The sequence below is a fragment of the Desulfoprunum sp. genome (assembly GCF_053613775.1).
Genome location: NZ_JBSHXH010000009.1, coordinates 36,211 through 53,504, shown reverse-complemented (window position 1 = coordinate 53,504; position 17,294 = coordinate 36,211). Strand labels below are relative to the sequence as shown.

17 protein-coding genes are annotated in these 17,294 nt (G+C 58.0%); 14 read left to right on the top strand and 3 right to left on the bottom strand.

The annotated features are described in order from the left end of the window. Nucleotides 1–20: 20 nt before the first annotated feature. The 14 genes from rpsB to ACWGKN_RS18105 all read left to right on the top strand — a co-directional run bounded on the left by rpsB (nt 21) and on the right by ACWGKN_RS18105 (nt 14,127). Complete coding sequence (rpsB, locus tag ACWGKN_RS18170) at nt 21–797, top strand: 30S ribosomal protein S2 (protein ID WP_035232206.1); 777 nt, start codon at nt 21–23, stop codon at nt 795–797. Between the two features lie 177 nt (nt 798–974). Further along, nucleotides 975–1,571 (top strand): translation elongation factor Ts, encoded by a 597-nt coding sequence (gene tsf, locus ACWGKN_RS18165; RefSeq protein ID WP_035232204.1) that lies wholly within the window; start codon nt 975–977, stop codon nt 1,569–1,571. Nucleotides 1,572–1,655: 84 nt separating this feature from the next. Further along, a complete protein-coding gene (gene pyrH / locus ACWGKN_RS18160) occupies nt 1,656–2,393 on the top strand; it encodes a UMP kinase (RefSeq protein WP_424253223.1) in 738 nt (245 codons plus the stop codon). A 12-nt stretch (nt 2,394–2,405) separates the two neighbouring features. Continuing rightward, complete coding sequence (gene frr, locus ACWGKN_RS18155) at nt 2,406–2,960, top strand: ribosome recycling factor (RefSeq protein WP_035232202.1); 555 nt, start codon at nt 2,406–2,408, stop codon at nt 2,958–2,960. 67 nt (nt 2,961–3,027) lie between these two features. Next, nucleotides 3,028–3,777 (top strand): isoprenyl transferase, encoded by a 750-nt coding sequence (locus ACWGKN_RS18150; protein ID WP_035232200.1) that lies wholly within the window; start codon nt 3,028–3,030, stop codon nt 3,775–3,777. Continuing rightward, complete coding sequence (locus ACWGKN_RS18145) at nt 3,777–4,577, top strand: phosphatidate cytidylyltransferase (protein ID WP_452095758.1); 801 nt, start codon at nt 3,777–3,779, stop codon at nt 4,575–4,577. Before ACWGKN_RS18150 ends, ACWGKN_RS18145 begins: the two co-directional genes overlap by 1 nt. Next, nucleotides 4,577–5,743 (top strand): 1-deoxy-D-xylulose-5-phosphate reductoisomerase, encoded by a 1,167-nt coding sequence (locus ACWGKN_RS18140; protein ID WP_035232196.1) that lies wholly within the window; start codon nt 4,577–4,579, stop codon nt 5,741–5,743. The genes ACWGKN_RS18145 and ACWGKN_RS18140 overlap by 1 nt, the downstream gene beginning before the upstream one ends. 60 nt (nt 5,744–5,803) lie before the next feature. Further along, nucleotides 5,804–6,877: an RIP metalloprotease RseP gene (gene rseP / locus ACWGKN_RS18135; protein WP_035232193.1), complete on the top strand. Its 1,074-nt coding sequence runs from the start codon at nt 5,804–5,806 to the stop codon at nt 6,875–6,877. Then, a complete protein-coding gene (gene tsaB / locus ACWGKN_RS18130; protein WP_424253228.1) occupies nt 6,874–7,629 on the top strand; it encodes a tRNA (adenosine(37)-N6)-threonylcarbamoyltransferase complex dimerization subunit type 1 TsaB in 756 nt (251 codons plus the stop codon). Before rseP ends, tsaB begins: the two co-directional genes overlap by 4 nt. Continuing rightward, nucleotides 7,626–8,708 carry a flavodoxin-dependent (E)-4-hydroxy-3-methylbut-2-enyl-diphosphate synthase gene (gene ispG, locus ACWGKN_RS18125; protein WP_424253230.1) on the top strand — a complete coding sequence of 361 codons (1,083 nt, stop codon included), beginning with the start codon at nt 7,626–7,628 and terminating at the stop codon, nt 8,706–8,708. The genes tsaB and ispG overlap by 4 nt, the downstream gene beginning before the upstream one ends. A 91-nt stretch (nt 8,709–8,799) precedes the next feature. Further along, nucleotides 8,800–10,512 carry a proline--tRNA ligase gene (locus tag ACWGKN_RS18120; protein WP_035232186.1) on the top strand — a complete coding sequence of 571 codons (1,713 nt, stop codon included), beginning with the start codon at nt 8,800–8,802 and terminating at the stop codon, nt 10,510–10,512. 32 nt (nt 10,513–10,544) lie between these two features. Next, nucleotides 10,545–12,713 (top strand): RelA/SpoT family protein, encoded by a 2,169-nt coding sequence (locus ACWGKN_RS18115; RefSeq protein WP_052160232.1) that lies wholly within the window; start codon nt 10,545–10,547, stop codon nt 12,711–12,713. A 7-nt stretch (nt 12,714–12,720) separates the two neighbouring features. Then, the gene (locus tag ACWGKN_RS18110) at nt 12,721–13,164 is read left to right on the top strand and encodes a Smr/MutS family protein (RefSeq protein ID WP_052160231.1); all 444 of its coding nucleotides are present in this window, start codon (nt 12,721–12,723) and stop codon (nt 13,162–13,164) included. A 237-nt stretch (nt 13,165–13,401) separates the two neighbouring features. After that, entirely contained in the window at nt 13,402–14,127 is a 726-nt protein-coding gene (locus ACWGKN_RS18105) for an FKBP-type peptidyl-prolyl cis-trans isomerase (protein WP_035232184.1), read from the top strand. A gap of 124 nt (nt 14,128–14,251) precedes the next feature. Here the strand turns inward: ACWGKN_RS18105 and ACWGKN_RS18100 are convergent, their stop codons facing one another. The 3 genes from ACWGKN_RS18100 to ACWGKN_RS18090 are packed head-to-tail and all read right to left on the bottom strand — an operon-like array spanning nt 14,252 to nt 16,759. After that, entirely contained in the window at nt 14,252–14,917 is a 666-nt protein-coding gene (locus ACWGKN_RS18100; protein WP_035232182.1) for an ATPase, read from the bottom strand. Continuing rightward, a complete protein-coding gene (locus ACWGKN_RS18095) occupies nt 14,904–15,671 on the bottom strand; it encodes a hypothetical protein (RefSeq protein ID WP_035232181.1) in 768 nt (255 codons plus the stop codon). Before ACWGKN_RS18095 ends, ACWGKN_RS18100 begins: the two co-directional genes overlap by 14 nt. Further along, nucleotides 15,671–16,759, bottom strand: coding sequence for an LptF/LptG family permease (locus ACWGKN_RS18090; protein WP_035232179.1), 1,089 nt, complete (start codon nt 16,757–16,759; stop codon nt 15,671–15,673). The genes ACWGKN_RS18095 and ACWGKN_RS18090 overlap by 1 nt, the downstream gene beginning before the upstream one ends. Between the last annotated feature and the right edge of the window lie 535 nt (nt 16,760–17,294).

Sequence of the window (17,294 nt, the reverse complement as noted above, 5' to 3'; positions counted from 1 at the left end):
ACCAGGAACATGGAGGAATTATGGCAAGTGCAACAGTAAGAGACATGCTGCAGGCAGGACTTCACTTCGGGCATCAGACCAGGCGCTGGAATCCAAAAATGAAGCCCTATATTTACGGGCCACGAAACGGAATCTATATCATCAACCTCGATCTGACAAAGAAACTCTTTGACCGGGCATGCAGTTTTGTAACCCAGGAAGTGAAGAGGGGAGGAACGATTCTTTTTGTCGGTACCAAGCGCCAAGCCCAGTCGATCGTCAGTGAAGAAGCGCAACGGTGCGGGATGTTTTATATCGATCACCGCTGGCTTGGTGGGATGTTGACAAATTTTCAGACAATCAAGCGCAGTATCGAGCGATTGAAGACAATCGAGGCGATGCAGGCAGATGGATCGATCAATAAATTCCCCAAAAAAGAAATTTTGCTCATGGAGAAAGAGCGGATCAAACTGGAACGTAACGTTGGCGGGATCAAGGATATGAGGAATCTGCCGAGCGTCATTTTCGTAATCGATCCACGAAAAGAATCAATTGCCATTACAGAGGCCAAAAAACTGAATATCCCGGTAGTTGCCGTCGCAGACACAAACTGCGATCCGGACGGTATTGATTATCTTATCCCCGGAAATGACGATGCAATACGTTCGATCAGGCTTGTCAGTTCGTATGTTGCTGAGGCGATACTTCGCGGCCAGGCCGAGCGGGAAGGGGACAATGCCTCAGAGGAGGCTATGGCGGCAGCCGTCAACGACAGTGGGGTCGATTTCATCGAAGACAACGCCTCGGATGAACAGTGATCAACACTTTCTCCTTGACGGGAGATCCGCTGAAGTTCTGATATAACTAAAAAGGGGCGTCCTGCGACAGCCCCTTTTTATTGTCTGATAGAGAGGAATGATGCGCTCACGCTCGTTTCTACTGCCAAGAATCGAAAAAAATAAGACGCGAAAGCGTTGCTATTGAGGAGGTTTGCCATGAATATAACAAGCCAGATGGTGAAGGATCTGCGCGATAAGACTGCCGCAGGTATGATGGATTGCAAGAAGGCGCTGACCGAGACGAATGGCGACATGGAGAAGGCAGTGGACCTGCTCCGCCAGAAAGGTCTTGCCGTGGCCGCGAAAAGAGCCGGACGGGCGACGAGCGAGGGCGTCATAGAGACGTATATCCACGCCGGAGGAAAGCTCGGGGTCATGATCGAGCTTGGCTGTGAGACCGATTTTGTCGCCAAGACCGATGCATTCCGTGAATTTGCCCGCGATGTGGCGATGCATATTGCCGCCACCAATCCGGTTTCGATTTCCCGCGATGAGGTGCCGGAATCCGTTTTGACCCGGGAAAAGGATATCTATATTCAGCAGGCTATCGATTCGGGTAAGCCGGCTAATATCGCCGAGAAAATGGTGGTCGGCAAAATCGAGAAATTCCTTGCCGAAGTCTGCCTCCTCGAGCAGCAGTATGTCAAGAATCCGGATCTCAGCATTCAGGATCTGCTCAACGAAGTTGTCGGTAAGATGGGGGAGAATATCTCGATCAAGCGCTTTGCCCGTTTTCAGGTAGGTGTCGAGTAATCCGCGCCTTCCGTCATTCGCTTATCATTTCTTGAAGCATGCTCTCATCTCCGGGAGACGATCACTACAGGCAAGGAGCCCCGCATGCCGTTACAGTATAAGAGAATCCTGCTCAAATTGAGCGGTGAAGCCTTGATGGGTGAAGATGCTTTCGGCATCAACACCACGGTTCTTGAGTTCGTGGCGGCTGAAGTTAAAGAGATTGTCAGGATGGGGGTCGAGCCCGGACTTGTCATCGGTGCCGGCAACATCTTTCGTGGTGTTGCCGGAGCCAGCAAAGGGATGGATAGAACCACCGCCGACAATATGGGGATGCTCGCCACCGTCATGAACAGTCTGGCGATGCAGGATGCGCTTGAACGCATGGATGTCATCACCCGCGTCATGTCGGCCATCCCCATGCAGTCCGTCTGTGAACCGTATATCCGGAGAAGGGCCACCCGGCATCTGGAAAAGGGCAGGGTCGTGATCTTTGCAGCCGGTACCGGAAACCCGTATTTTACAACCGATTCCGCCGGTGTGTTGCGAGCTCTCGAGATCGATGCCGATATCATCATCAAGGCGACGAAGGTCGATGGGGTCTATGACAAGGATCCGGTGCGCGAACCGGATGCGATCAAATTTGACCATCTTACCTATTCAGAGGTTCTCGGCAGAGGCCTCACGGTCATGGATGCCGCTGGAATCGCGCTGGCAATGGACGACGATAAACCCATCATGGTTCTGAACATGAATGTCCCAGGCAATATCCGGAAGGCCGTGTGCGGGGAAATGGTCGGGACCTTGATCAGTTCACGAAAATCTCCGAAAATCCTGGGGTAACGGGAGGGCGGTATGCACGAAGCAATTTTTGAAATGGCCGAGAAGATGGAAAAGAGCGTCGAGGCACTCAGGGCCGAGCTGTCCAAGGTCCGTACCGGACGTGCTTCTCTCGGCCTTCTCGATGGGATCACCGTAGCGGTCTATGGCAGTCAGATGCCGTTGAATCAGGTTGGCTCCCTGACGATCCCGGAAAGCAGAACCATCGCCATTCAGCCATGGGATCCGCAGACGCTTCCGGCGATTGAAAAGGCGATACTCAAATCGGATATCGGTCTGACCCCCGCAAGCGACGGCAAGGTTATCCGGTTGAACATTCCGCAACTGACCGAAGAGCGTCGCAGGGACATCGTCAAGCAAGTGAAGAAAGTCGCCGAGGAATATCGTGTGGCCGTGCGCAATATTCGCCGGGATACTCTGGATGTCCTGAAGAAGTTGAAGAAGGACAAGGAAATTTCAGAGGACGATCTTTTTAAACTGCAGGATGAGGCCCAGCACGAAACCGACAGTACCATCAAGAAGATAGACGAGGTTACCGCCTCGAAAGAAAAGGAAATTATGGAGGTCTGATCGTTCAGACGATTCCAGCCTCTGGAACCTATCCTGTACCACTACCTGGCGGGGTACGAACATATCTATGCCCAAGGATTCAGCCGTCGATCTCACGCGTCTGCCCCGGCATGTTGCGATCATCATGGATGGCAATGGCAGGTGGGCGGAGAAGAGGCACGAACCCCGCCTGTTCGGTCATAAGGCCGGTGCGAAGTCGGTCCGTGATATTGTCGAGGCAGCACGGGAACTCGGTATTCAGGTCCTGACCCTGTACGCTTTTTCGTCCGAAAACTGGAATCGACCTGTACAGGAGGTTTCCGGACTGATGACGATTCTCAAGAAATTTCTGGTTTCCGAGCTTTCCCGGATGCAGCAAAACGGCATCCGTCTCTCATGCATCGGTGAGATGGAAAAACTTCCACGAGGGGTCAGAGAGACTCTGCTGGACTCCATTTCCAAGACTTCCTCCAATACGGAGATGATACTCAACCTGGCCTTGAGTTATGGGTCCAGGGACGAGATCACCAGGGCTGTCCGGCTGCTGGCCGAGGAATGTGCCACAGGTCGGATGAAGACTTCGGAGATCACCATCGATCAGGTCAATTCCTCTCTGTATACCGCTGGCTTGCCCGACCCCGACTTGTTGATCCGGACCGGTGGAGAGGCCCGATTATCGAATTTTCTGCTGTGGCAGCTTTCCTACGCCGAGATATATTTTACCGATGTGATGTGGCCCGATTTTCGAAAGGAGATATTCCTGAAGGCGATCGCCAATTTCCAGAAACGAGAACGAAGGTACGGGCGCACAGGAGCCCAACTCCAAAAGAGTCATTGATGAAACGAGTCGTTCCCGGAATCCTGATTGCTCTCTGCTGGTTTTTTCTCCTCTTCAAAGGTTCATCAACCCTGTTTTCGGCGGTCATTGCCGTCGTGGCCATCTGGGCCACCGATGAATATGTGCGGATGGCCGGTGCCCAGAGGTTTCCTCCCCTGCAGCGAATCCTGCTTGATCTCATCCTCCCCTTGCCACTCTTTGCGACGATGATTACCGGGGATGTCGGCACCGGAGCGCTCTACGGGCTGCTCCTCGCCTTCGCCCTCCTGACCATTTTCATTTTCGTAATCTATTCAGATCCTACCGACAGTTATAATCTGTTCTGTCGACTGGCATTCGGCTCCATGTATCTCGGGGTGTTGAGTGCCTTTATCCTCGGTCTGCGCCTCCTCCCCGAAGGCGGCGGCTGGCTCCTCGTTCTGACTGCCATCACGGCGGGATCGGATACCGGCGCCTATTACATCGGCCGAGCCTATGGCAAGAGCAAGCTCTGTCCAGTCATCAGCCCCAACAAGACACGGGCGGGAGTTGCCGGGGGATTTGCCTTTGGTGTACCGGCAGCGCTGCTTTTCGCCGGGGTATTTCTCGCCGACCCTCCGTGGCTCTTCATAACCATCTCGGCCATCCTTCTCACCGGAGCCGGTATAGCCGGTGACCTCACCGAGTCGATCATCAAGCGGGGCACCGGGGTTAAAGATTCCGGCCATTGTCTGGGCGGACACGGCGGAATTCTCGATCGCATCGATTCACTGCTTTTTTGTGGTCCGGTCCTCTATTTCCTCCTGGTCATCGTCCGATAATGAGACGTATTTCCCTGCTCGGATCGACCGGTTCAATTGGTGTCAATGTCCTCGACATCGTTCGCCGTTTTCCCGATCGCTTCAAGATCGTAGGTCTCGCCGCCGGATGCAATGTCGATTCCCTCACGGCCCAGGTCGTAGAGTTTGCTCCTGATTGCATCTCCGTCTGTGATGAGCGGCACGCGAAACTTCTCCAGGATAGACTGCCATCTATCTGGCATAACCGGATTTTCCGGGGCGACGAGGGTAACCGGATAGTCGCTGCCCATGATACGGCAGATATAACCGTCTCGGCGATTGTCGGCGCGGCCGGATTGCAACCGACCCTAGCGGCGATCAGGGCCGGAAAGGATGTCGGCCTGGCCAACAAGGAGACCCTGGTCATGGCCGGCAGGATCGTCATGGATGCGGTCGCGGCACAGGGTGTGCGGATGCTGCCGGTGGATTCCGAACACAGCGCCATCTTTCAGGCCCTTCAGGCCGGACGGCGGGAGGATGTGAAAAAGATCATCCTGACCGCCTCGGGGGGGCCGTTCCGAGGCAAAAAGCCTGAGGAATTGCGGCAGGTAACGAGGGAGGATGCCCTCAACCATCCGAAATGGAAGATGGGGCGGAAGATCTCCATCGATTCGGCGACATTGATGAACAAAGGACTTGAGGTCATTGAAGCCAAATGGCTGTTTGGTGCCCCGGCCGACGGCATCGAGGTCCTGGTCCATCCGCAGTCGATCGTCCATTCCCTGGTGGAGTTCCAGGATGGATCGGTGATTGCCCAACTCGGCATACCCGACATGCGTATTCCGATAACCTACGCCCTGTCCTATCCCGAACGCCTGGCGTTGCCCCTGCCCTCACTGAATCTCGCCGAATGCGCCACGCTGGATTTTTACCAGCCTGACCATCGTTCCTTCCCGGCTCTGGAACTGGCCTTCGACGCCCTCCGGTCCGGAGGAGTTCAGCCCGCAGTGCTGAATGCCGCAAATGAGATTGCCGTCGAGGCATTTCTGCAGGGCCGTATTGATTTTACTTCCATCGTCGATATAGTATCTGCGACAATGGACCGGATACAGGGTGGCAGTGAAGAAAATCTTGATGATATCCTCGAGGCTGATGCCGAGGCACGCCGCAGGGCTTCCGCGCTATCCGGTCTGGCTGTACGCCGCTGATCTTCCTCATTCCTTGTTACTGCAGCCATCACATGATCCCCTTGAGGGGTAAAAATATATATGAATACAATAGCTTCCTTTGTCCTGGTCCTGGGTGTCCTGATCTTCGTTCATGAACTTGGCCACTTCATCTTTGCCAAGCTTTTCGGGGTCAGGGTCCTCAAATTTTCCCTCGGTTTCGGTCCCAAACTTCTCGGCAGGGTGGTCGGTGGAACGGAGTACGTCATTTCGGCGTTCCCCCTCGGCGGATTTGTCAAGATGTTTGGCGAAAACCCTGACGAGCAGCAGATTGACGAGGCTGACCGGAGGGTTTCCTTTTCGCACAAATCGGTAGCGGCGAGATTCTGCATCGTCCTCGCCGGGCCGCTGTTCAACCTGTTGTTTGCCGTTGTGCTGTTCTTCGGCCTGTTCGTCGCCATTGGCGTGCCACAGCCTGTCGACACTACCCTGGTCGGGAAGGTCAACGAGGATTCACCGGCTTTTGCCGCCGGTCTCAAGGCCGGTGACGAGATACTCGGTATCGACGGCAGCCCGACCATCCATTGGGAAGACGTTCTTAATGGAGTCAAGCGAAGCGAGGGGCGGTCGCTGACGATGGCCGTCCGGCGGGGCCAGGAGGAGCTCACGCTGTCGGTCGTGCCGCAGCGGGATAGCGTCAAGAACGTCTTCGGCGAGGAGGTCGAGCAGCGGTACATGATCGGCATCGTCAAGGACGACAAGGTCGAGTACCACCGGGTCGGCCCGGTGCAGGCCTTGGTCGATGCCTGCCGCCAGACCTGGATGTATGTTTCGCTGACGGCCCTGGGTTTCATCAAGATCATCCAACGAGTGGTGCCGGCGTCGGAACTCGGCGGGCCCATCCTCATCGCCCAGATCGCCGGTGAGCAGATGAAGGCCGGCTGGATCAATCTGGTCTATTTCATGGGGCTGCTCAGCGTCAACCTCGGCATCCTCAATCTCCTGCCGATCCCGGTGCTTGATGGCGGCCATCTGGTCTTCCTCTCCATCGAGGGGGTCATGCGCCGGCCGGTGCACGAGCGGGCCCAGATCATCGCCCAGCAGGTCGGCATCGCCCTCCTCGGCGCCCTGATGATCTTTGTCTTCTACAACGACATCATCAGGATCCTGCAGTGAGTCAGACGGATCGCCCGCTGATACTGGCCATCGATACGGCCACGCCGTGCTGCTCGGTGGCGATTACCGAAGGCGGTCAGGAAGGAGGCAGAGTCCTCGCCGGCATGACCCTGTGCGGGACCGTGACCCACTCGCGACGACTTCTGACCAGAATCGACCAGCTGCTCGAAGAGACGGCCGTCACCTGGATGGGGCTCGACGCGATTGCGGTGAGTATCGGACCCGGCAGTTTCACCGGGCTGCGGATCGGCATGGCGACGGCGAAAGGGCTGGCCTTCGCCGGCAACAGGCCGCTCCTCGGCGTCTCGACCCTCACGGGCCTGGCCTCCTCCTGCAGCACCGGCAAGGAGATCTGTGCGGTTCTCGATGCCCGCAAACAACAGGTGTATGCCGCCTTTTTTCGCCGCTCGCCCTTCGGGAAGCTTGAGCAGATGACGCAAACGGTCGTTGTCGCCCCGGAACAGCTGGCCGCCGGTATCCGCGAGCCAGTCTACATGGTGGGCGATGCGGTGGCCGTCTATGGAGAGTACTGGCGCGAGGTCCTCGGGGATCGCTATGAAGCGGCTCCCGCTCAGCTGCATCTGCCGTCGGCGGCATCGCTGGGCCTGATCGCCGCCGATCAACTGCAGCGTGGCGACCTGCTCGACCCTGGATCGGCCGTACCCCTGTATGTCCGGGCCTCCGAGGCGGAGCTCAACCTGGCGGCGACGGGATCCGGTCGTCTGCCGCAGCGCGAAACGATTCAGCCATGATCAGTCGACGTCAGACAAGAGAGATCGCCATCGGCGCGGTCGGAATCGGCAACGGGCACCCGGTGTCGGTCCAGTCGATGACCAATACCTTCACCACCGATGTCGAGGCCACGGTGGCCCAGATTCATCGGCTCGAGGCCGCCGGCTGCGACCTGATCCGGGTGGCGGTGCCGGATATGGAGGCGGCGGCGGCGCTGCAGTCGATCCGTGATGCCATTGCCATCCCGCTCATCGCCGACATCCATTTCGATTCCCGCCTGGCCGTGGCGGCAATGGAGCACGGTGCCCAGGGCATCCGCATAAATCCCGGCAACCTTGGCGGCAAGGACAAGATTGCCCGGGTCGTGGCGGCGGCGAAACAGCATCATGTGCCGATCCGGGTCGGGGTCAACAGCGGGTCGATCGAAAAGGATCTGCTCAAGGCCCACGGCTATCCGACGGCGGACAACCCGAAGGCCCTGATCGCCAGCGCCCTCCGCAATGTCCGGATGATCGAGGATCTCGGCTATGACGCGATGAAGATCTCGATCAAGTCCTCCGATGTGCTGACGACGATCAACGGCTACCGGCAGCTGTCGCAGGTGACCGATTATCCGCTTCATCTCGGGGTGACCGAGGCCGGCGGCCTGATCGCCGGCACCGTCAAATCGAGCGTGGCCCTCGGCATCCTGCTCAGCCAGGGGATCGGCGACACCTTCCGGGTATCGCTGACCCGCGACCCGGTCGAGGAGGTGCGGGTCGGCTTTGAGCTGCTCCGGTCCCTGAAAATCCGGGAGCGGGGGCCGGAACTGATCTCCTGCCCGACCTGCGGCAGGACCCGGATCGATCTTTTCGGTCTGGCGGAAAAGGTCGAGCAGTATGTCCGGACCATGACCGTCCCGCTCAAGGTCGCGGTGATGGGATGCGTGGTCAACGGTCCGGGGGAGGCGCGTGAGGCCGATATCGGCATCGCCGGCGGCCACGGGGTCGGCATTATCTTCAAGAAGGGGGAAATATTCAGGAAGGTTGCCGAGAACGATCTGCTCGATGTCTTCCTGGCCGAATTGAAAAAGATGGAGGATGAAGGGCAAAAAAGCTGAAAATATGCTACATTGCTATCGATTCTCCACTTGCTGCCGGGTAGCCGAATTGGGCCGCACAATACAACTTTCCAATTAATGTATCTAACCTATGCGCTATTCACAGCTGTTTTTGCCGACATTGAAGGAAACCCCGGCCGAGGCCGAAGTCGTCAGTCATCGTCTGATGCTGCGGGCAGGATTCATCCGCAAGCTCAGTGCCGGGGTCTATACCTATCTGCCCTATGGCCTCGCCGCGTTGCGCCGCGTCGAGCAGATCGTCCGCGAGGAGATGAACCGGGCCGGGGCCCAGGAGCTGCTGATGCCGATGGTGCAGCCGGCCGACCTGTGGAAGGAGACCGGCCGCTACGACAAATATGGTCCGGAGCTGCTGCGGTTTGTCGATCGGCACGAACGGGAATCCTGCCTGGGACCGACCCACGAGGAGGTCATCACCGATATCGTTCGCCGGGAACTCCATTCCTATCGTGACCTGCCGGTCAATTTCTACCAGATCCAGACCAAATTCCGGGACGAGATCCGGCCACGGTTCGGCCTGATGCGCGGCCGGGAGTTCGTCATGAAGGATGCCTACTCCTTCGATGTCAGCGACGAGCAGGCCGGGGTCAGCTATATGAAGATGTACGAGGCCTACCGGCGTATCTTCACCCGCTGCGGACTTACCTTCCGCGCCGTGCAGGCCGACTCGGGGGCGATAGGCGGAAATTTTTCCCACGAATTCATGGTGTTGGCCAAGACCGGCGAGGACACGATCGTTGTCTGCACCGCCTGCGAGTACGCCGCCAATATGGAAAAGGCCGAGGTCCGGATGCCGGCGACGATCGAGGTCGAGGCGATGCTCGACATCGAAAAGGTCGAGACCCCCGGCAAGCGCAAGGTCGAATCGGTCTGCGAGTTTCTCGGCGTCGAGCCGTCGCGGCTGATCAAGACGATGATCTACCTCGCCGACGGCCGACCGGTGGCGGTGCTGGTCCGCGGTGATCGCGAAGTCGAGGAGGTCAAGCTGAAGAACCTGCTTCAGGTTGCCGATGTCGAGCTGGCCGACGACAAGCAGGCCTTTGACGCCACCGGCGTGCCGACCGGCTATATCGGTCCGGTCGGCCTGGCCATCCGGGTCGTGGCCGACCAGGAAGTGGCCCTGATGCGCAATGCCGTGACCGGCGCCAACCAGAAGAACTATCACCTCAAAAACGTCAATCCCGGGCGGGATTTCCAGGCCGAGGCCTTCACCGATCTGCGCCAGATCACCACCGACGATCCCTGCCCCGTCTGCGGCGGCAGGCTGGAGTTGACCGAAGGCATCGAGGTCGGCCATATCTTCAAGCTGGGGACCTCCTATTCCGAGAAGATGCAGGCGATGTTTCAGGACAGTGACGGCACCGAGAAGCCGTTTGTCATGGGCTGTTACGGCATCGGCGTCAGCCGGGTCGTCGCCGCCGCGATCGAACAGAACCACGACGATGACGGCATCGTCTTCCCGGTGCCGCTGGCGCCATTCACGGCGATCATCCTCGACCTCGATCCGCGGGACGAAAAGATCGATGCTGCAGCCCAGGGACTGTACAGGGGACTGGTCGAGAAGGGGATCGACGTGCTGCTCGACGACCGGGATGAGCGGCCCGGCGCCAAGTTCAAGGATGCCGATCTCCTCGGCATCCCCTTCCGCATCACCGTCGGCAAGAAATATCTGCAGGACGGGATCGTCGAGTTGCGGGAGCGAAAGGGCGGAGAGGTCGAAGAACTGGCTCCGGCGCAACTGCTGACGGTGCTTCCGCCCAGGATTGCCGAAGCGATCAACCGATAACCCGGAAGGTGACCGTCTCTATGCCAGGGTCAATGATCAATCCTCAGGGTCTCAAGATCCTGACCGCCAACTATCTCCAGGACGCCGATCTGTCACTGATCGATCAGGCCTGGGATGAGGTGGTCAGGGTTCATGGCGGCAAGAAGCATTTCTCGGGCGAACCGTACCTGCTGCACGCCCTGGATGTCGCATCGATGCTGGCCTCGATGCACCTCGACCTCGACACGATCCTGGCCGGACTGCTGCACGGGGTGTTGAAGGAGGGGGTGACCGTCAAGGAACTGGAGGAAAAATTCGGTAATGATGTGGCGGCCATCGTCAATGGTTCGACCCGGATCACCGAGGTCCAGTATGATACCAAGCTGGCGAGCCAGGCCGAGAACGTCCGCAAGCTGCTGCTGGCCATTGCCGCCGACATCCGGGTCCTCCTGGTGAAACTGGTCGATCGTCTGCAGGATATGTTCCTGCTCGATGCCGTTGACCGGGAAACGCAGGTGGAGACGGCCCGGGAGACGATGGACCTGTACGCTCCCCTGGCCAGCCGCATCGGCATCGACTGGATGAAAAGGGAGCTGGAGGACCTCGCCTTCAAGTACCTGTATCCGCAGGAGCATGCCGACCTCGCAGGCCGACTCGAAAATTCCCTGGACGAGCGGCAGCGGTATGTCAACGAGGTCATCGGCATCCTCCACGACAAACTGGCCGAGAGCGATATCACGGCGATGAGGATCATCGGCAGACCGAAGCACCTCTATTCGATCTACAAGAAACTGATGGTCCAGAACATCCCGCTCGAAAGGGTCTATGACAAGGTGGCCTTCCGCATCATCGTTGAGACGGTCAGCCAATGCTACGAAGCCCTGGGGGTCATTCATGCCAACTGGGCCCCGGTCCCGGGGAGGATCAAGGATTTCATCTCCTCGCCCAAGGCCAACAACTACCAGTCGATGCACACCACGGTGGTCGGGCCGAGCGGCCATTTCATCGAGATCCAGATCCGTACCGAAGAGATGGACCGGGTGGCCCAGGAGGGCGTTGCCGCCCATTGGGCCTACAAGGAAGGACAGAAGGTCAGCTCGAGCGATGCCCGCCTCTTCCGTGAACTGAAGAAGCTGGTCAAGTCGCTGCACGAGGTCGAAGATCCGCGCGAATTCCTCGACAGCGTCAGGGGGGAACTCTACGAGCCGGATATTTTCGCCCTCACCCCCGGTGGACAGGTCAAGGAGCTGTCGATCGGCAGCTGCCCCATCGATTTCGCCTACGCCGTGCATACCGAGGTCGGCGATCACTGCGTCGGCGCCAAGGTCAACGGGCGCCTGGTCCCGCTCAAGCATCATCTGCAGACGGGAGATATCGTCGAGATCATCACCTCGCCGAACCAGCGCCCGCGCCGCGGCTGGCTCGACCTCGTCAAGACCAGCAGGGCCAGATCGCGGATCCGTAACTGGTTGCGCAAGGAAGAGAAGGAAAAGGCGCTGAAACTCGGCCGTGAGATCTGCGAGCGTGAGTTGCGGAACAACAATACGACCTTCCGCAAGATTATCAAAAGCGGGCATATCCGGCTTCTCCTGAAGACGCTGCACTGTAATACGCTCGATGACATGCTGATCAAGGTCGGCAGCGGCGTAATCACCGTGGGCACCCTGGTGAGGGCCCTGCAGCCACCGGAACTGCAGCAGGAGAAGGACATGGCGGCGGCCGAACTGCCGCCGGCGGTACTGGCGGCGCAGATGGTCAGCCAGCAGTCATCGGAGAAGGGGCCGGGTAAACCGGGGATCAGCATCGACGGTATCGACGGCATGCTGGTCAAGATCAGCCAGTGCTGCAGTCCGGTGCCGGGAGATCCCATCGTCGGCTTCATTACCACAGGGCGTGGCGTCTCGGTCCATAAGGCCGATTGCGGCAATCTCCTGAGCACCGATCCATTGCGGTGGATCAAGGTCTCCTGGGACGGCATCGAGGACAAGCATTACAAGGTCGGGATCCATATCAGCGCCGAGAACAGCCGTGGGATCTTCGCCGAGGTCAGCTCGGCGATCAGCGCCGACAACGCCAATATCCTGGAGGTGGCGGCCCATGTGACTCCGGCCGATATCGCCGATCTGACCATCTCCATCGAGGTCGCCAACCTCGATCACCTCCATTCGCTGATGCAGCATCTGCGGCAGATGGAGCATGTTATCACCGTGCGGAGGCTCTAGGCGGGAGGTGACGGTCTGTGAAGTCTGCGGCAACGAGATTGAAATTGGCAGTCTGTCCTGCAGATTCTGCGGCAGCCGGCAGGAAGAGGAATCAAAGCCGGGCAGGACGCCGTTTCTGAAAAAGGCAGTCAACCTCAAGCACGGCCATCCCACTGTCGAGACCGCCCTCCGCCGGTTGGCGGTGGAGATCGAGCAGGCCAGGAACGAGGGGGTCAGCGTGCTGATCCTGGTCCATGGATACGGGGCGAGCGGCAAGGGCGGAATCATCCGCGAGGAATGCCGGAAGTATTTAGAGCATCTGCGGCGGGAAAAGGAGATCAACGACTTCGTCCCCGGTGATGGCGGCGGCAAATCCGGACCGGTGAAGGCACTGTTCCGCCGCTATCCCCACCTTCGTCAAGATCGGGAACTTGCAGTCCCCAATCCTGGGATTACCACGGTGCTTCTGTAAGTGTTTTCCCTCCTGGCCGCTCTTCTTCCCCCATTCAGCTATCATATCCGGGAGAATAATTCGGCCGCAGGTATTGACAGATGTATTTTTGCTGCAAATACAGTATAGGGAGTGGGTCGGCTTTGCATGAGTGATTTTTCGGGCAGTATCCCGGAAAAACGTCATGGAAGGGGAAGAAAAAAGAGAGGTGCCGCGAGTGGTGCCTGCATATCTGTCCGAAGACAAAAGGAGTGAGGAATGAGAAAAATCATACTACTGATCGCGGTCAGTCTGCTGTGTGGGGGTCCGATGTCCGCCGTCGCCGCAGAGCAGGCCAAGGAAGCAGGGAAGCTCTCAACATTTCAGGAGAAATTGAGCTACAGCATGGGCTTGGACGTTGGCACTTATTTCAAGGGCATGGGTGACGATATCTCCATCGATATCCTGATGAAGGGAATCCAGGATGCCTATGGCGGCTCAAACAATCTGCTGACGCAAGAGGAGATTGCCGCGGTTCAGAAAGAGTATGCTGAAAAAATGCAGGCCCGTCAGGCCGAAAAAATGAAAGAACTGCAGGAGAAGAATAAGAAGGCCGGTCTTGCCTTTCTGGAAGAGAACAAGAAGAAAAAGGGAGTTACCGTCACCAAAAGCGGTCTGCAGTATGAGGTGCTGAAGCAGGGAGACGGACCCAAACCGAAGGCGACCGACACCGTCAAGGTCGATTATGTCGGCACCCTGGCAAACGGTGAGGAGTTCGACAATTCGATCAAGAAGGGAGAGCCGGCGGTGTTCTCTGTGGGCCAGGTCATCCCCGGCTGGAGCGAGGCCCTGCAACTGATGAACGTCGGGTCGAAGTATAAGATAGTCATCCCCGCCGACTTGGCGTATGGCGACAACGGTGCTCCTCCAGTCATCGAGCCTGGGGCGGTTCTGGTCTTTGAGGTCGATCTGCGCTCCATCGAAAAACCGGCGGCAAAGAAATAAGCCTCTGTTTCGCACGATAACAGCCAAAGGCCTGCGGGATATTCCTGCAGGCCTTTTTTGTTTGCACACCAGGCATGGCTGGCAATCCCAGCCTGCACACTCTCGATCGGCAATCACCCGGTTATTAATGAGGGTGTTCGCCGATGAGGGCAAGTGCTCCCTTGAGTCCTTCAAGAAGGACAAAACGGCCGAGCGGCACCAGGTTGCAGGGGAAGGAACGGATAAAGAGGGGGTTGGCGCAGAGACCGCCGGAAAGATAGAGCCGGTCGGGTTTGCCGGCAAAATTGTAGGCATTGAGGGCGATCCCTTTGACGAACCTGGCAACCGCCTCGGATTCGCTCTGGCCGTTGATCACCGCATCGAAGATGTGGCTCATGCCAAGGACGCCGCAGGTCACCGAGAACGACAAGGCCGGTACGGCGAGTGAGGCAAAGTCGAGGTCGTAGTATTTCTCCAGCAGTTCGATGGTAAAGCCCATCGAGGCCCCGCATTCGGCGTTCCACCCCATATCCTTGACCTGTCCGTGTTCATAGCGGACGAACTTGATGTCCCGGCTGCCGCAATCGAGCAGGGTATAACAGTCTTCGCGGATCAGCCGTTCGCCGCCGCGGGCCAGAGCGGTCAATTCGTTGACGTAGTAGTCGGCATACTTTCTGCCGTTATGGCCGGTGGCGATATCCACCCGCCAGTTGCGATCGAAATCCCGGGTGGGGATGATCCGAGGGCCGGCTCCTTCCTGCGCGGTGTCGAGGAGCTTGATGTAGGAAGTGCCGAAATCAGCGAGGAGCACAGCGGACCCCCGACAGTTCGAGAAACGCCTGGATCTTGGCCTTGGCGCTGTTGCCGACGGTCACGTCGCAGTCGAGGTACAGCCCGCGGGGATGCCGTCGCGCCAGGTGTTGGGCCAGCGCCGTCTTGGCACAGAAGGATTGGGCGAAGAACACGGTCGGCACCTCGGGGTTGTAATGCTCCTCCAGTTCCTTGTTGTCAGGGGTCTTGTTCTCCATGCAGCGGGCCCAGCCGTAGATATGGGTGGTGTCGGGGAAGAGGGTGAGCAGCGAAAAATCCCGTGGCGGCACCCCCCAGAAACCGGCGGTGGGAAGACAGGGAGGGGCCTCGACCGCCGGCTTCGTCTTCCGTACCGCCGCGGTGATGGCCGACATCCTGTCGATGAGCGGCATCTTCGTCCGGCACAGGGGCGTACCGAAATTGACGCTGTCCTGGTTCCTGGTCGGGATGATGGCGGTACCGGGCAGCAGATCGGCCAGGATCGTGGCGGTATGGAGAGCGCTGTCGCACTTGCCGGGACCGACATCGATGTAGATCCGGTCCAGGTCAAGGGCCATGGCATTGATCATCACGGTCCGCAGGATGGCGCAGTACACCTGGGGCAGATATGGCGACGCCGCGTCAATATCCTTCCTGATGATGGGTTCGTCGAGGTCGAAGACCTGGGCGCCGCTCTCCTCGAGCATGCCGATGATCGAAAGTGAAGGAATACCGACGATCCCGACTCGCATTGTGTCGTTGATGACCGTGTCCATTACTGGTCCTGCATCTTCAGGAGATATATGCCGATGCCGGCGAAGATCAGATGGATGATGGTGGCGGCGAACAACGGCGGGATATAGGCTGCCCTGGCCAGAGACTGAAGGGCGCCCCACGCCCCCCAGGCGAAGAAGGCGAGACCGCAGCTGGCGGGAATGGCGATGGAGAGATCGCGCCCCCATTTCTGGTAGGAAATGAGCAGAATCGGGAGCCCCAGCAGGAGCAGGGGAAAGCCGAGAAAGATGTACGAGATCCGGCTCAGAAACTCCGCCCAGGCACGATGTTTTTCATGGTCGGTTTCCTTTTTGAATATGTCGAGGAACAGTCCGGTCAGGGACAGCTCGGCCGCCTGGTACTCGGGGACGAGAAAGTTTTCGGGATGTTCCGGCAGACTGGTCTGCCAGTACTTGAAATTCCTGACCTTGTAGGTCGCATCTTTATTGGCCACCTGGATCTGGCCTTCCTTCAGTATCCACTCACCCCGTTGTTCACTCCAATCCGCCCAATCGGCGCTGATCAGGGTGCGGATATTGTAGTTTTCGTCCCAGCGGGAATAGGAAAAATTCTTGAACACATAATTGTCGGTGTGCGGCCATTCGAAGGAATAGAAGCCTTCCTTGCCCTTGTAATAGAACCGGCCGTTCCTGTGGATGCCGAGGGGCACCTTGCCCTTGACCTGTTCGTACCAGATGTTGTTGGTCGCCGAGATGGTCTTGGGCAGAAGGAACTGGGCCGCGGCCAGGAAGAGCAGGGTGAGGCAGAAACCGCCGATGAGCAGCGGCTTGACGATCAGTTTGAGCGGTATGCCGCCGGCTTTCATGGCGTTGAGTTCCCGGGTGTGATTGAGGATGCCGAGAGTGATGACGCCGGAGAGGAGAACGAGGATCGGCCCTATCTGGTCGATGATGAAGGGGATATTAAGGAGAAAGAATTTGATCGCCAGCACGAAGGATTTTCCGGCCCTGGAAAAGTTGTCGATCTTCTCGAAAAAATCGATCAACAGATAGATGGCAACGAACCCGACATTGACGGTGAAGAAATATTTAATGAATTGACCAAGAAGGTAGTGGTCCAGCAATTTCAAGGCGATATGGCTCCGTTATGGGTGATGGCATCGCGTTGTGCGGGGACTGGCTCCGGTGCAGGGAGTGTAGGAAAAAAGACCAGACAGCGTGACACCCTTTCGGCACGAATGTGCCCCCGGTGTAAGGTAGGAAACAATCAGGCGGTTGAATGATGTTGACATGCTGTGGCAGCGATTCTGAAAACGGCAAAGAGATCGTCCGCCCAGGAAGAGAACTGCCCGCCAATCCAGTCTAGGTACCATTATCGGCACCTTGCGTCAAGGGCCTTCCACGGCGGTCCGGAAAGACGCTCCAGGGGGTGCGGCGCTGTAAGGCGCAAGGGGAGGACAGCGGCTAAACCTTGCTTTTTCGAAAATCCGTGTGCTATATTGAACACCTGTGGCGATGCTTGCAAGCCGGCTGGAACCAGCGGCTGGAAAGCAAGGGTCAGGCTGTTCCGCTGCATCCATACCAGGTGTGAGGGCGGGGCTGAAACTTCAAGGAGGTGGCTGGCAATCCGGCTATTGCAGCATCGGCGCCACAATGCGAGCCTCG

Excerpts from the sequence above, each read along its gene's own strand:
- ACWGKN_RS18150 (WP_035232200.1), top strand. The coding sequence starts at position 3,028 with ATGCCCAAGGATTCAGCCGTCGATCTCACGCGTCTGCCCCGGCATGTT.
- ACWGKN_RS18115 (WP_052160232.1), top strand. The coding sequence starts at position 10,545 with ATGATCAATCCTCAGGGTCTCAAGATCCTGACCGCCAACTATCTCCAG.
- rpsB (WP_035232206.1), top strand. The coding sequence starts at position 21 with ATGGCAAGTGCAACAGTAAGAGACATGCTGCAGGCAGGACTTCACTTC.
- ACWGKN_RS18145 (WP_452095758.1), top strand. The coding sequence starts at position 3,777 with ATGAAACGAGTCGTTCCCGGAATCCTGATTGCTCTCTGCTGGTTTTTT.
- ispG (WP_424253230.1), top strand. The coding sequence starts at position 7,626 with ATGATCAGTCGACGTCAGACAAGAGAGATCGCCATCGGCGCGGTCGGA.
- ACWGKN_RS18120 (WP_035232186.1), top strand. The coding sequence starts at position 8,800 with ATGCGCTATTCACAGCTGTTTTTGCCGACATTGAAGGAAACCCCGGCC.
- rseP (WP_035232193.1), top strand. The coding sequence starts at position 5,804 with ATGAATACAATAGCTTCCTTTGTCCTGGTCCTGGGTGTCCTGATCTTC.
- frr (WP_035232202.1), top strand. The coding sequence starts at position 2,406 with ATGCACGAAGCAATTTTTGAAATGGCCGAGAAGATGGAAAAGAGCGTC.
- pyrH (WP_424253223.1), top strand. The coding sequence starts at position 1,656 with ATGCCGTTACAGTATAAGAGAATCCTGCTCAAATTGAGCGGTGAAGCC.
- ACWGKN_RS18140 (WP_035232196.1), top strand. The coding sequence starts at position 4,577 with ATGAGACGTATTTCCCTGCTCGGATCGACCGGTTCAATTGGTGTCAAT.
- ACWGKN_RS18095 (WP_035232181.1), bottom strand. The coding sequence starts at position 15,671 with ATGGACACGGTCATCAACGACACAATGCGAGTCGGGATCGTCGGTATT.
- ACWGKN_RS18105 (WP_035232184.1), top strand. The coding sequence starts at position 13,402 with ATGAGAAAAATCATACTACTGATCGCGGTCAGTCTGCTGTGTGGGGGT.
- tsf (WP_035232204.1), top strand. The coding sequence starts at position 975 with ATGAATATAACAAGCCAGATGGTGAAGGATCTGCGCGATAAGACTGCC.